We start from the raw sequence: 14,897 nt of genomic DNA, 5'->3' as shown, positions 1-14,897 counted from the left end.
GCCTTGTGATATAACTAGATCAAGTCAATTTTTAGAAGATTTTGGTAAGGTATTCTCTCTATGTTTTCAGAAGATGATTTCGAGACAATCGCACACGAAACCGGCAGCGATGACTTACTCTCAGAAGATGACCTGCGCCTGCCCGAGGGGGCGAATGTTCTTGTGCGTGTACATGCAGTCCGTGCCTGGTTGACCCGGCGTAGGCAAGATGCAGATCTCGCTATTGGCCAGGTGGCGCTGGCGCTCCAAATGCTGATGCAGGATGAGCCAGAGTCCAGCCGTCCTCGGCGACGCCGCGTTCAGCAGACCGACCCCTACACGCGCGTGCTTGAACTTCAGCAAGAACTCCAGGCAGCGCAGGATCATCTGCAAGCCTATACAGAGGCGGAAGAGCTCTTTGAAGATTACCTCACTCATACTACCAGTAGCGACCGGGTACTCGTCGAATACTACCTGGCCATCGAAAATCTCTGCCTTGAGCTGACAGAAGCGCCTCAGGAAGCAGAAGGCAGCCAGGCGATACGCCAGCAGGTCTTTGAGGAGGTTCTCCATCGCCTGGAGCGCGTGACCGCTCCCGAAACTGATTAAAAAAATAGTTGTGGGCAGCGATGATGGGCTGGCGAAGCCAGCCCATCATCGCTGCCCACAACGTATGCCACCAATCTACTTGTTGCTAAACGAAATGCTCTTATCCTCAATCAAAAGGGTCAGGTCGGAGAGCGTCACCGGGCTGGAAACGCCGAAATCAAATGAGCCATTCTGGTAGGTGCCTGGGACAAGATCAGGCGAGGCAGAGATGAAGCTTGGAGCAACAATTGTGCCATCAGCTAGTTTCAAGTGCAGTACTTTATCATATTGCGGACCACTTACTTGCTTGCCTACGTTTTTGATTGTCACATAGACACGCACAGTATAGTTGCCTGCCTTCTTCTTGACATCGGAGAACCCGGTTGCCTGTTGCACCTGGTTCACCGTAACCTGCGTGTCATTTACAGTCACTGATTTGTTCAACTGGATTGAGTCGACAAGGCCCGTTGCCGTTGGCGTGGGAGTCAACTGTGTGTCAACAGCGTTGCTCTGCGCATCGTTCGCCCGCGGCAAGTGGCTATAAGACATGCATCCAAAGATACCAACGACCATGAGGGCCGAAACCCAGATCAGGGTGACCCATTTTCCGCGCTCATTTGGCGAATGTGTGACGGTCTCCCCCTCTTCAGACTGCGGTGACTGTACTTTTTTATCTGTCTGTGTCATTGTATATGTGAACTCCCTGGTGCTGAGTCAAAATTAGTAACCATATTATAGCAAAGCCTGTGCAAGCCTGCTAAGGGTCCTACTGAATAGATGTGGTTCATTGGTACGCGGATTGGCAGCCACTGGCTGCCAATCCGCGTACCAATGAACCACACTAAAAAATGCAGGCCTGACAGAGGCAATGTCGTTGCTGGAGCAGTCACTGAACCAGGATCTCACGGACCTTGGCAGCCAGGTCATCCAGGTCAAAGGGCTTCTGTAAGAAGACAAAGCCTTTGTCAAGCACAAAGTTCTGGCTGATCTGGTTGGCATGATAGCCACTCACAAACAAGAAATGTGTCTCGGCACTCATGGCGTGAATACGATCATAGAGTTCTTTCCCCTTCATCTTGGGAGTGACCAGGTCAGAGATCACCAGGGCAATGGAGTCCTTGTGCTTCTCAAAGAGTCGCAAGCCCTCCACTCCGTCGCGCGCACTCATGACCGTATACCCATAATCCCCTAGCGCCTCCTCCATCAAGTAGCGCAAGTCAGGATCATCTTCGACGACCAGAATGGTCTCGTCACCACCACGTACCTCCTGAACATCTTCACTCGCGTCCTGTAGGTAAGGCAAGGGGAGTGTGTGCATGACATCAACAGCGGGGAGATAGATATTAAAGGTCGTGCCTTTCCCCATCTGGCTATCAACTGAGATGTAGCCATTATGCTGGCCTACAATCCCATGCACCATCGAGAGACCTAGCCCCGTCCCTTTCCCGACCTCTTTTGTGGTAAAGAAGGGTTCAAAGATGCGACTACGCGTCTGCTCATCCATGCCTATGCCCGTATCCTGCACCGTCAAAAGCACATAGGCCTCAGCTGGCATCTCGCCGTGGCTGATACGCTGCGCCTCTTCGTAACCCACATTGCGCGTGCGAATAGTTAACCTGCCCCCTTCAGCCATAGCGTCACGTGCGTTAATACATAAGTTCATGACAACCTGCTCAATCTGGGCGTAGTCGACATGAACGGTATGCAGCTCCAGATCAGGGACAAACATGATATCAATATGGTCAGCCAAAATCTTGCCGAGAAACTCCAGCAGATTCTTCACGACTTTATTGAGATCAACATCCGTTGGCTCAAGCACCTGGCGGCGCGAGAAGGCCAGCAGTTGCTGAGTCATTTTCGCCGCGCCTGTCGCAATTTCATGGATATGGGCCAGGTTATTATAGAGGGGATGGCTGGTCGAAATACGCGAAAGCCCACGACTGGAATAGCCAAGGATACCACCTAGCATGTTGTTGAAATCGTGCGCGATGCCGCTCACTAGCAAACCAACGCTCTCCAGTTTTTGGGCTTGCTGTAACTGGCCAGCCAGGCGATGCTGTTCAGTGTTATCAAAAAAGTAGCCAGTAAACTCTTTAAGCTTGCCCTGTGTATCAAAGGAACCAACGACATTCGCCACGATATAGACCGGACTACCATCTCGACGCAACAGCTCTAACTCACTATACTCCAGGCGTTTCTCCTGGCTCAGTTGCTGCACAAAACTGGCATACTTTTCAGGTCCGCCATAGAGCGTGCTCAAGTTCGCCTCAAGCGCCTGCTCCACGGAAGCAAAGCCAAAGATGCGGGCAAAAGCAGGATTGCAGGTTAGTAGTTTTCCCTCAAGCGTGACCGCAAAGACTCCAGTTAGTCCTTGCTCAAAAATCTCGCGATAGCGCTCTTCGGAGCGTTGTAACTGGGAGATGGCTTCTTCATATTGCTTGCGCAGACGCGTCTTTTCCAGGCTCTCACGTACGGCAATGGGAAGCCGGTCCAGGTGCTTTTTGAGGACATAGTTATTTACTCCAGCGCGCAACGCCTCAACCGCCACCTCTTCACTACCTGTTCCCGTAAATATCACCACGGGCACGTCAGGGTAAAGCGCCTTGACTCGTTCAAAGATCTGTAATCCGTTTGCCCAGTTCAGTTGATAATCAGTTAAAATAAAATCAGCCGGAGCCTGAGCCAAAACGGCCTCCAATTCGGTCGGTCGCCCCACCTGAGTAAACTCGGCATCTTGAAACTCTTTTTGCAGCTGCCGAATAATCAGCTCGCGATCCGCTGCATTATCGTCAATAATGAGAAACCTCACAGATCAACTCCAAGCAATGTACCAACTCGCTCAAAAAAATACTTTTCATGTCTATGCCAATACGCAAAGCACTCTTCGCTGTAACTCTCTTGTGCATGGAAAACAACTCAACCACACCCCTTAGACATTACACTTTTCTTAACTACTTTTCGTTTCAGAGCCAGACCCCTGGCTGTGGTGTAGAAGAAGTCAGGGGTAAGGGGTGTGCACGGAAAACAGCAGAGCCGTTTTCCGTGCACACCCCTTACCCCGAGGGCTCGCGTAGCGAGGCAGGCAGACAGGTGCTAGAGGAAATTAGAGAGATGGTAAGAAACTCTGGTTGCCAAAGGCGCCACCCAGGACATCTTTGGACGAGGCCCCCAGCCAGCGATCCAGGACGGTCGCGTACACAGAACGAAAATCCACGGTATACTTTAGGTTGCCAGCATCATCCAAGCTGGTCAGGCTGGGCGGCTCGCCATAGATGCCCCTGTTCACCGCGTTTCCGAGAATAAAGAGGGGGGCCGCGGTGCCATGATCGGTGCCCTGGCTGCCATTCTCTTCGACGCGGCGTCCAAACTCTGACCAGGTCATCACGACAACGTCATCCGCCCGACCATGCGCCTGCAAGTCGCTATAAAATGCGGAGAGTCCCTCTGCCAGCGTTTTCATCAGTTGAGCATGAGTTGTTTGCTGATTGGCATGCGTGTCAAAGCCGCCAAGCGTGACATAGCCCACACGCAGGCCCAGGTTCTGCACAATCGCTTCAGCCAGGACCTGCAAGCCAGCGCTGAACGGCCCTTGAGGATAAGTCGCCAGCGAGTGATACTGAGTGGCTGCCTCATGTATCTGTTTGCTTCCCTCCTGGGCATTCAGAGCGGTCGCCTCCAGAAGCGCGGCATAGGGAGAAGACTTGGGATAAGTGGAGTAGAGCTTCATCAAGGTTTGCAGCCGACTACTGCCGCCATCGCTATCCACTGGATCGGGGGTAACGCGATAGTTATTGACCGTATTAAAGGTAGGAACCTGGGCGTTGATTGACTGGAGCGCCTGAGCTGTCTGGGTCCCCACGTTCAGCGCCTGAAAGGGATGCCCATCCTTATCGACCCAGCCACTCACAAGCTTGCCTAACCAGCCGTCACGACCATTACCATTCAGGTCAAGGGTCTGCCATATGTCCATAGCCTGAAAATGCGAGAGGCTGGAATTAGGATAGCCCACCCCCTCAATGACCGCCATATGCCCACTATCCCAGAGCTTTTTCAAGGGAGCTAATTCAGGATGCAGCCCCAGGCGCCCATCCAGACTTAAGACTTGCTCGTCAGGAATGGCCAGCGTAGGCCGAAGCTGATGATAAGCACTATCGGTATAGGGGATGACCGTATTTAAGCCATCATTGCCGCCCGCCATCTGCACGACAATCAATGTTTTTGTGCCTGCTTGCTGTGAGAAGCGCGCTCCCTGGAGCGCGAGTTCCTTGGCGGAGGCGACGCCTCGACTAAAAATGCCTGGCATGACCATGCCAGCCGAGACGACCAGCAGGCCATCTCGCACCATTGCACGCCGCGATAACTTCATGCTATCCTCCTGGCTTTCTCTAGTTCAACTGGTATTCTGGCAGGGTCATGAGCAGATAGAGTGTTCCCCGGACACGATTGAGTGGGTAACTCGTTCCATTGCCAAACTTCACGCTTGCCCCACGGCTCGTATCCCTGGTGATTAGGTAATCTACCAGCACAGTTTTCCGCTCCGCGGGCAGGTTGCCATCAAGAAGAAAGTTGGCAAAGTAGGTCACAAACTGCTCTGGAGAGCTTATCTTCTGACTATCCACGATATGCTGGAAGTCCAGGGGTTGCTGGCCCAGCGTGGTCCCTTTCTTCCCCACTTTCTGTCCCAACAAGAGGCCATTAATATAGTTCAGACGTGCCATCCAGGTTCCACTATTAAGCCAGGCTGTGCTCACCTTGTCGCCGGGCCAGCCCGCTACGTTGGGCGGATTGAAGATCTCCTGGCCCATGTTGAGAGTGATGGCAGGCAGCGCCTTCCCCGTTCCCTGCAACTCCAGCGCACGATAGGCCCCAATGGTAAATTCAACGGGCGACTTCAGGCGACTGCGATACGCCTGGGAAGAGGAGAACTGGGGTGAGTGCAAGAGCGCCTTCATCACAGCCCCCATATTATGTTTGCTCTGGTTATAGGCGTCGACCAGGGGTTGCAAATCGTCCTTGCTAGGATTTTCATAGATAAAGAAGGTAAAGAGTTTCCGACAGATGAACCAGGGCAATGCCGGATGATTCGCTAAGATATCTACAATATTTTTATAGTCCAGCTTGCCGGTATGCCCCAGAAACGTCGTTTGCAGGTTGGTATGCGCGCTGGGGACATACGTTGACTTGAGGGGATCTTGTTTGCTCAGGCGCCAGCCCGTCAGGGCCGCGGCACCATTAAAGACATCCTGCTGCGAATAGTTGCCCAGACCCAGGGTAAAGAGCTCCATCAGTTCGCGAGCATAGTTCTCATTGGGATGCTGGCTGGTGCTTTTATTAAGGTCCAGGTAAAACTGCATCGCCGGGTCGGCCGTGATGCCCAGCAGGATGTTATCATAGGTATCAAAGGCATGCTCACGCAGAAACTTATTCTGCACGATCATGCGCTCATACCCCCTGGCTCCTCCCACTTTGCGGTAGCTACTGACCAGGACCCCGTGCCAGAAAAGCGTCATTTTCTCGAGCAATGGTCGCTGGGTCCACGCCATGCGCATCAGCCACCACTGCTGCATCTCAGCGGGTTTGCTCATGTCCAGTTGAAGCTGCGAGAGGCGCTGCTCAGTCGCCTCCTCCGAGACCTGCTGGTAGTTAAGCAAGCGATCAATTGCGCCTTCAAAGCCGAGTCCAGCATAGCTCTGAATTTCACTGGCACTGGCTCCAAAGCCAGCCTTGCGCAGGAGGTGCCCAATCTTGATGTCTCCACCAATGGCTCCCTGCTGCCCATGGCTCTCCTGCCACCAGCGCTCTAACGCCACACCACCCGCGCCGACTGCACCAATTCCTACTAAACTCGCGGCCCCCAGTCCTAGAGCCTTGCGCCGCGACATGCCTCGAGTGCTGGAAGGCGATGCCCCCTGGCTCTCGCTTCGCCTATCCGGCTGCGTTGGCTGTTCATACAAGTCCATGATAGGAAAAACCTCCTAAGCCTGCTCCTCCTGGGAGCTCGCTGCCTTTCTACTTCCCTGAAGATGAGTCTGCGAGTAGCTCTTTTCTCTCTCCTGTCTCAGGTTTTGTCACTGTGATAAGAGCCTATTCGTTGTATCGTTTGTCGACCTGATTCTACCAGAGAGAATTCAAGAAAAGCTCAAGAGGCCTTATAGCTTTTCGCAAGATCATGCTTAGTGCTCTGTCAATTTTCATTTAAAAGATATTCATGCCGCCTGCGGCGGCAGGGGTGAGAGACGCAGAGGGGCTGGCGCCCCTCTGCACTCCCCACTTTCCTATTCAATTGAGCTTGAGCACACCACCTACCAGCAATGATTTGCACACAGCGTTAACTAGAGTTATTGCGCTTTTTATAAAAAACGGAGTGTAATGTTGAAAACGGATCGTCGAGTAGAGCGACACACTGTAGCTGAAGCGCTGCCTGCTAGCCCCATCTCCCCTGAACAAACGCCCTTGCACACCTCGCGCCCTATGCCCTTGCGCGCACATGCCTTACTACCTGCCATGCTGGCATGTTTTCTCTTGCTCAGTGGTGCGTTCTCGCTTCAAGGCTTGATGTTTTTCCCCTCTCTCCTGGGCGATCTCTTTCCCTGGACCATCCAGCTCTCGCACCTGCTCTTTCCGGGGCAAGCACTCAACCCCCGCCTGTTTCATCACAATCTCCCTACCCCCAGCGTGCTCACAAGCTGGACACACACCTTGCTTGTCGCTGCGCTCTTTCTCCTGATCGGGGGACTCTACCTGCTAGCCCTGCGCATCCTTCCACAAAGGACGCGTTTGCGGGTTGTGTTTGTCGGGGCTCTCCTCCTGGGTCTGATCTGGGCCTTTATGCCCATTGTGACCTCGGCCGACCTCTTCTCTTACATTGCCTATGCGCGCATGGGCGTTATCTATCATCTCAATCCGCTGATACAGACGCCGCACGCGATCTGGCATGATCCTGTATACATCAATATCTACTGGACCGATCAACCCTCGGTGTATGGTCCGGTCTACACGGGTCTGACCTATGCGCTCCAATGGCTCTGTGGAATGCTCTTTGGGACGCAAAATGTGGCGGTTATGGTGCTGGCGTTGCGTCTACTCGATCTCGCCACGCACCTGGGCTCCATCTGGCTCATCTGGTCCATCGGAGGCTACTTGCAAGGAAGCAAGCAATCGCCACGGCAAAGAATGCTGGCGACGCTGGCCTTTGCCTGGAATCCGCTCCTGCTCTTTGAAGCCTGCGTCAATGCCCACAACGATACCTTGGTACTTTTCTTTATTTTGCTGGCACTCTGGTTTCTCGTGCGTACAGGCCAGCCAACATGGCGCACCAATCTCCTGGTCGCGCTCAACCTCTCCCTGGCCACCTGTATCAAGGTAAATGTGGGCATCTTGCTGCCCGGCTATCTATGCTACCTCCTGGCCTGCACACCAGAGAGAACGCTCTGGCAACGCCTACGCCAGCCCCTCCTCGTGCTCCTGGGCACTGCACTGCCAATGGTGCTGCTCTACGCCCCCTTCTGGGATAATGGCCAGATCCTCACCCTTCTCAAAGTCAATCCTGGGACCTACCGCGCCATCAATACCCTACCCGAACTCCTGACACACATCATTAATAGCCTCTTTCTTCCCTCGGTGCCAGAAAATGGCTCGTTGACCGAGTTCATCATGCGCGATCTCAGCCTGCTGCTCTTCTTTCTGAGCTTCGCCTTTATCTGCTGGCACGCCCTGCGTTCGGCAACCGCGCCTAGAACGCCGCTCGCCCTCATACGTTGGATGGCTCTTGCCTGGTTGCTCTACATGGGACTGGGATCTCCCTGGTACTGGCCCTGGTACGCGATTACCTTCTTCGGCCTCTTCGCACTGGTCGAGAGCGCGACAAGCGCCAAAGAGTGGCAGGAACTCGCCACGCGCATCCCATTCTTGCCTGCGATTAATGTCCCGATGGCGGTCCATATCCTGGGGATTACGATGGCTAGCACCTACTGCTTCTTTGCCTGGCCGGCAGTGACAACCTTTCTGCCCTTCCTGCCAGGCTTCCGCGTCGCCTTCCTGCGCTCCATCTGGGCCTGGATAGTCCCTCTCCTTCTGGGACGCAAGGCCTGGATTCGTCAGCGTCTGCGGCGCTTCGCATAGTGTTATTTATAGTGTAAAGAGGGTGGTGATGGCAGCCTGACAAAGCCAGACCGCCATCACCACCCTCTTTACACTATAAGCAATCGCACGGCGTCCAGGAGATCGCGGACATGAAACGGTTTGACGATGACGCGTTCCACGCCCAGGCTGGAGGCCTCGGGACTCTGCCTGGCCGCAGTAATCACGATGACGCCTGGGAGTGGTTGAGGACTCTCCCACTGTTGGCGTAAGCAGGCAAGGAAGGCCTGCCCATCCATCCCCGGCATCGCGAGGTCCAGCAAAATGACCGCTGGATAGCGCCCCTCACGCGAGATGCACTGTATCCAGTTGAGCGCCTCCTGGCCTTCGGCAGCCTCGGCTGGTTCGTAGCCATCCATTTCCAGCGCCCAGGAGACCATATCTCGAATAGCAGGGTTATCATCGACCACCAGAACCAGCGGCTGACATCCCTGTTCATGCTGTTGTGGCTGCATCATGGCTTGTCCCTATCTACGAGACTGCTAAGCACGCCTGTTTGCTTTTCAAGACAAACGTGCTACTCCGTTGTGGGAAACGTTGTGAGCAGGAAATGTCGAAGCTCCTGCAAGAAGGTCTCAGGCTGTTCGAGGTTAGAGAGATGACCTGCATCTTCAATCACAACCAGGCGCGCGCCTGGAATACGCGCCGCATACTCGCGAGCGACCTCTGGCGGGGTGAGGCGGTCCTGTGCCCCCACCAAGACCAGAGTTGGGCAATGGATCGCGCCAAGTAACATGGTCGCATCTTCACGCTTCGCCATGCCACGTGAGATCGCGGCGATACCTACGGGGGTCGCGGCCAGAATCATCTGGCGTACACGCGCCTCCACTTCGGGTGCGTGCTGCCGCGTCGTAGCTGCCAGCAGGTTGGGAAGCTGGAGATCTGCAATCGCCTCCACCCCCTCGGTCAGAGCCAACTGCGCCATACGTTCGCGGTTGGCTCTCCCCTCCTCAGTATCAGCCCCGGGGCGCGTGTCGGCCAGAATCAGGCCCTTGACCCGCTGAGGATACTTGCGTAAGAATGCGAATGCCACATAGCCGCCAAGCGAGAGACCACACAGAATTGCTTCTTGCATCCCCAGTGCGTCCATCAAACTAGCGACATCATCGGCGAGGTCTTCCATCGTCACGGCCTCGCGCCCCTGGCTCTCGCTCTCGCCCAGGCCACGCCAATCCAGCGCTACAAGGCGGAAGCGTTGCTCACCCAGCAAGGCCAGCATCTGCCCCTCCCACATCCGCCGATTGAGGGGAAAGGCGTGCAGGAAGATGATGGGATAACCAATGCCATGGTCATCATAGGCGATCTCGGCATTGCGTATCCTTACTTTCATCCAGGTTTACTCCTCTTTTGTCGCGCCCTCCGCCTGCTCATGAGCATGGTATGAGCTACGCACAAAGGGACCAGACTCCACATGTCTGAAGCCCATCTTCTTCCCCTCGGCCTTGAGCGCTGCAAACTCCTCAAGCGGGACATAGCGCTGGATCGGCAGATGCTGGAACGATGGGCGTAGATACTGACCAATGGTCAGGATATCGACGTCGTGCTCACGCATATCGCGCATTACCTGCAAAATCTCGTCTGTGGTCTCGCCCAGCCCAAGCATAAAGCCAGACTTGGTAGGAGCGGCAGGGTTCATCTCTTTGGCCCATTTCAGCACCTGTAGAGAGCGCTCGTACACGGCCTGCGGGCGTACACGCTTGTACAACCTTGGAATAGTTTCTACATTATGGTTAAACACATCTGGCTTCGCGTCTATAACCACCTTTAGTGCATCATATATTCCCTTAAAGTCGGGTGTCAAGACCTCTACTTTACACTCGGGATTTAGGCGACGAATCCAGCGGATCGTGGCCGCGAAGACTCCCGCCCCCCCGTCTTTCAGCTCATCACGGTTCACCGATGTGACGACGGCATGCCGCAGCCCCATGTGCTGCGCAGCCTCAGCGACACGTTTAGGCTCTTCCCAGTCCATCCCCATCGGACGGCCTGTCTCGACGGCACAGAAACCACAGCTCCGGGTACAGACCCGACCGAGAATCATAAACGTGGCGGTCTTATGCCCCCAACACTCACCGATATTGGGGCAGCGCGCCTCCTCACAGACCGTGTGCAGCGACTGCCCACGCATCAAGTCCTTCAACTCATCGTAATTTTTGCCACTGGGGGGACGCACCCGCAACCACTCGGGACGCCGCTGAGGGATTATTGTTGTCATGCCTAGTTATTCCTTATTTTTCGGGTTCTGGATAGGTGATGTAGTGCAGTAGCCGCTACTTGCGTACGTGGCTACTGCACTACATCACCTGGCTGGGCGAGCGCCGCAGGCGCGAGGGGTCCAGCCCAGAACGTGTACATGGCGTTAGCTAACAAAACACATACTAATACTAGCACACCCTGCACAGTGTACGTCAATTATTCTAGTAGACGTCTATCTCGCGGCCATAGCTCTCAAGACGCGTCTTGACTGTCTTCAAGAAGCCACCAGACTCCAGGCCATCGAGCAGGCGATGATCAAAGGAGAGGCAGAGATACATCATGTAGCGAATGGCGATGGCGTCATCTTCCGTCACCACCGGGCGCTTCACCACAGCATTCATGGCCAGAATGCCGGCATGCGGCTGGTTAATGATCGGAATAGAGATGACCGTGCCAAAGACGCCCGTATTGTTGACGACAAAGGTACTTCCTTGCATATCCTGCAACGTCAGCTTGTTATTGCGCGCGCGTTGGGCCAGGGCATTTACCTGCTTCGCCAGGCCTGCCAGCGTGTACTGGTCCGCGTCATAAATGGTGGGGACAACCAGGCCGGTCTCGGTTCCGACCGCCACACCCATATTGATGCGCCTCTTGATGAGGATCTTGTTGTCCTCGGACCAGGAGGAGTTCATGACCGGGTACTTCCGGATGCCCTCGCAGACCGCCTTGATCACGAAGGGAACATAGCTCATGGCATAGCCCTCGCGGCGCTTGAAGTCCTCTTTGTTCTTCTCCAGCCACTTCGCGATCCCGGTCATATCAACCTCGACCATAGCCGTGGCATGAGGCGAGGTACGCTTGCTCCGCACCATGTGCTCAGCGGTTGCCAGGCGAATGCGGCTGGGCGTAATTACCTGTACATCGTCGCCTGCTGGGATTTCGATTGGTGCTGAGGTGACAGCGGTAGAGGCAGGCTGAGGCTCGGGAGACCTGGTGACAGCCACAGTCTGCTGAGCGACAGCACTTGTAGCTGTTGCAATGGGCTGAGCAGTCGAGCGCTGTTCCAGGTAAGCCAGGATATCCTCTTTGCGCACGCGTCCATTGATACCCGTACCCTGAATGGCATTGAGATCAAGGCCATGCTCACGCGCCAGGCGACGAGCCAGGGGCGAAATGCGCTGGCGCTCTTCCTCGCCATTCTTCTCAGTGACGGGGACCGAGGCCACGGCCTGGGTGCCAGCGGTGCGCGCCTCGCGCTGCTCCATAACCGGAGTTTCCAGTTGTTCGCGCCTCTGCACAGGAGCGGCATCGGGACCTGGAGCGGCAGAGGGAGCCTGGGGAGACGTTTCTGCAGGTATATCTGCGCTCTCTTCAATCAAGACAATATCAGTTCCAACGGGCACCGTCTCATCGACCTGCACCAGGAGTTTGACGATCTTGCCCGCGACGGGTGAAGGCAGCTCCGCATTGATCTTATCGGTAACCACCTCGGCGATAGACTCGTCGCGCTCAACATAGTCGCCGATATTCTTGAGCCAGGCTCCAATCGTCCCCTCAGCCACTGATTCGCCCAGGCGAGGCATCTTAACTGGCGTTGCCATAGTCTTGTACTCCTTATATATCTCCTACTCAGACTTCGACCATCCAGGCCCAGGGTCTAAGTAGCAGCATGTCATCGTCAATTAGTATGCGGCCAGCTTGCGTGCTGCCGCGAGAATCTTCTCGGCATTGGGTAGATATGCGCTCTCCAGTGGAGGAGCATAGGGGAAAGGCACGTCGGGAGCCGCTACCCGCGTAATCGGACCATCGAGATACTCAAACAACTCTTCCGCCAGCATAGCCGCCAGTTCAGCCCCAATACCACCCGAGAGCATATCCTCATGCACAATCAGCACCTTATTGGTACGCTTCACCGAAGCCTTGATGGTCTCGCGGTCCAGCGGGACCAGGCTGCGCAGATCCACCACTTCCACCTCAAGGTCATCTTCCTGCTCCAGTACCTGGGCCGCCTGTAAGCATTGATGTACCATGGCGCCGTACGTCAGGATGGTCATATCCGCGCCCTGGCGACGCACAATGGCCTCTCCAAGCGGCACGATATAATCCTCTTCCGGCACCTCGTCGCGCAAATCGGGTAGGCGATAGAGAAGCTTATGCTCCAGGTAGAGCACGGGATTATTGTCACGAATGGCCGCCTTGAGCAGGCCCTTCGCATCATAGGTTGTTGAGGGATAGACCACCTTGATGCCCGGCGTATGAAAGAACCAGGCCTCGGGGGTCGAGGAATGAAATGGGCCACCCCTGGTGCCACCACCAGCCGGGCCACGAATAACCATCGGCGTCGGCACGCCCGTGCGCCAATACATCTTGCTCGCCATATTGACGATCTGGTCAAAACCACAGGTAATAAAGTCAATGAACTGCATCTCGGCGATGGGACGCATACCCATCAGTGATGCTCCCACAGCCGATCCAATAATAGCAGACTCCGCCATAGGTGTATCGATCACCCGCTCCGCGCCAAACTCTTCTTGCAAGCCCGCGCTGACCTTGAAGGCACCACCGTAGGTACCCACGTCCTCGCCTAGCAAGAAAACGGCCTCATCTCGCCGCATTTCTTCGCGCATTGCCTCGCCAATGGCTTCCAGATAGGTTATTTTCTTCGCGCTCATCGTCGACCAATGGCCTCCTCTTCCTGGCTTACCGTAGTAAAGGACTCACCTGTACGCCGATCCAGGGCGTTGATATAGCGAGGATTGTCCGCCCCTGGCTCACCCACAATCGCAATAGGACCATCGGGCGCAAACACATAGTCTGTGACCGTCGCTACGTCTGGCTCGGGACTCTGCTCCGCATAGTGAACCGCATCATCACATATCTCGCGGATGCGGGCCTCCATCTGGGCTTTCTTCCTGGCCGTCAAGAGTCTTTCTTGCTCCAGATAGGCCTCAAAGCGGGTAATAGGGTCTTTTTTGAGCCACTCCTCGCGCAGTTCTTTCGGTACATAGTCGGCTTTATCCGCCTCTGAATGCCCGCGCACGCGGAAGGTCTTGCACTCTACAATAGCAGGGCCGTTACCCGCACGCGCATGCTCGCCCGCACGCGAGACGGCTTCGATGACTGCCAGGACATCATTTCCATCCACGGTCTCGCCCGGAATATTATACGCTTTGGCGCGCTCGGAGAGCTGCTGCACATTAAATTGCTTGTAACCAGGGGTCGAGTAGGCATAGCCATTATTCTCAATGACCAGCACCAGGGGTAACTTCTGCACCGAGGCCATATTGAGCGCTTCGTGAAATGGACCTGTATTGGTCGCGCCATCTCCACATGAGGCCAGGACGATGCTCTCACGCTTACGCATCTTCATCGTCAACGCCACGCCACACGCCACGGGAAGCGACTCGCCAAGCATACTGATCATCGGCACAATGCCATGATGCATATCCCCAATATGCAGCTGCCCATCGCGTCCCAGCGATGGAGAGTTGCCACGCGCTAACCACTGGCACATGACCGCGCGTGGAGAGGTACCTCGAACTAGATGCATCCCCAGATCTCGGTGCTGCGGAACAATGCAGTCGCCATCGCGCAGCGTCATCGCTGCCCCGACAGTTGTCGCCTCATGCCCCTGCGCGGTGTAGACACCACCCACAACACGCCCCTGCAAGAACAGAGTGCGGGTGCGCTCTTCCATCGCGCGCGTCAGGCGCATGAGATAAAAGATCTGAAGCAGGTCAACATTAGCCTGCTGCGTTTCATGCATGTTTTAACTCCTCTAGTTGGGCTGACAGCCTGAAACTATCAGGTTCACTGTATTTTCGCGTGCCGACTTGATAAAGTCAAGGGATCATTTATATGGTACCCCAAACCCTGCTCTATTGGCGAAGGCAGAGGAGTTTTCGCGCCTGCGGCGCTCAGAGTAAGAGGGTATACGTCAAAAACGGCAAAGCCGTTTTTGACGTATACCCTCTTACTCTAGTGGCTCGCCTAAC

At 55.1% G+C, this 14,897-nt stretch carries 12 protein-coding genes; 2 read left to right on the top strand and 10 right to left on the bottom strand.

The genetic code is table 11. The features are described 5' to 3' along the window. Positions 1–60 precede the first annotated feature (60 nt). The gene (locus tag JMJ16_RS28850) at positions 61–588 is read left to right on the top strand and encodes a hypothetical protein (protein WP_201387230.1); all 528 of its coding nucleotides are present in this window, start codon (positions 61–63) and stop codon (positions 586–588) included. A gap of 75 nt (positions 589–663) precedes the next feature. Here the strand turns inward: JMJ16_RS28850 and JMJ16_RS28845 are convergent, their stop codons facing one another. From JMJ16_RS28845 to JMJ16_RS28830, 4 genes are all read right to left on the bottom strand, one after another. After that, positions 664–1,254 carry a hypothetical protein gene (locus JMJ16_RS28845; protein WP_201379680.1) on the bottom strand — a complete coding sequence of 197 codons (591 nt, stop codon included), beginning with the start codon at positions 1,252–1,254 and terminating at the stop codon, positions 664–666. A 199-nt stretch (positions 1,255–1,453) separates the two neighbouring features. Further along, on the bottom strand, positions 1,454–3,376 hold the full coding sequence (locus JMJ16_RS28840; RefSeq protein WP_201387229.1) for a hybrid sensor histidine kinase/response regulator: 1,923 nt from the start codon (positions 3,374–3,376) through the stop codon (positions 1,454–1,456). Between the two features lie 294 nt (positions 3,377–3,670). Beyond that, the gene (locus JMJ16_RS28835) at positions 3,671–4,933 is read right to left on the bottom strand and encodes a DUF1501 domain-containing protein (protein ID WP_201387228.1); all 1,263 of its coding nucleotides are present in this window, start codon (positions 4,931–4,933) and stop codon (positions 3,671–3,673) included. Between the two features lie 19 nt (positions 4,934–4,952). Beyond that, the gene (locus JMJ16_RS28830; protein ID WP_201387227.1) at positions 4,953–6,527 is read right to left on the bottom strand and encodes a DUF1800 family protein; all 1,575 of its coding nucleotides are present in this window, start codon (positions 6,525–6,527) and stop codon (positions 4,953–4,955) included. A 409-nt stretch (positions 6,528–6,936) separates the two neighbouring features. Between JMJ16_RS28830 and JMJ16_RS28825 the strand changes: the two genes are divergently transcribed. After that, on the top strand, positions 6,937–8,688 hold the full coding sequence (locus JMJ16_RS28825; RefSeq protein WP_201387226.1) for a glycosyltransferase family 39 protein: 1,752 nt from the start codon (positions 6,937–6,939) through the stop codon (positions 8,686–8,688). 68 nt (positions 8,689–8,756) lie between these two features. Here JMJ16_RS28825 and JMJ16_RS28820 read toward each other — a convergent pair whose 3' ends face one another. From JMJ16_RS28820 to JMJ16_RS28795, 6 genes are all read right to left on the bottom strand, one after another. Then, a complete protein-coding gene (locus JMJ16_RS28820; RefSeq protein WP_201379692.1) occupies positions 8,757–9,164 on the bottom strand; it encodes a response regulator transcription factor in 408 nt (135 codons plus the stop codon). A gap of 59 nt (positions 9,165–9,223) precedes the next feature. Continuing rightward, entirely contained in the window at positions 9,224–10,036 is an 813-nt protein-coding gene (locus JMJ16_RS28815) for an alpha/beta fold hydrolase (protein ID WP_201387225.1), read from the bottom strand. Between the two features lie 6 nt (positions 10,037–10,042). Further along, on the bottom strand, positions 10,043–10,921 hold the full coding sequence (gene lipA, locus JMJ16_RS28810) for a lipoyl synthase (protein ID WP_201371406.1): 879 nt from the start codon (positions 10,919–10,921) through the stop codon (positions 10,043–10,045). Positions 10,922–11,123: 202 nt separating this feature from the next. Then, a complete protein-coding gene (locus tag JMJ16_RS28805) occupies positions 11,124–12,503 on the bottom strand; it encodes a dihydrolipoamide acetyltransferase family protein (protein WP_201387224.1) in 1,380 nt (459 codons plus the stop codon). Positions 12,504–12,584: 81 nt separating this feature from the next. Then, positions 12,585–13,574, bottom strand: a complete 990-nt coding sequence (locus JMJ16_RS28800; protein ID WP_007906331.1) for an alpha-ketoacid dehydrogenase subunit beta — start codon at positions 13,572–13,574, stop codon at positions 12,585–12,587. Further along, on the bottom strand, positions 13,571–14,668 hold the full coding sequence (locus tag JMJ16_RS28795; protein WP_201387222.1) for a thiamine pyrophosphate-dependent dehydrogenase E1 component subunit alpha: 1,098 nt from the start codon (positions 14,666–14,668) through the stop codon (positions 13,571–13,573). Before JMJ16_RS28795 ends, JMJ16_RS28800 begins: the two co-directional genes overlap by 4 nt. Positions 14,669–14,897: the final 229 nt, after the last annotated feature.

This window comes from Ktedonobacter sp. SOSP1-52 (assembly GCF_016587395.1).
This window is presented reverse-complemented; position numbering and strand designations above follow the sequence as displayed.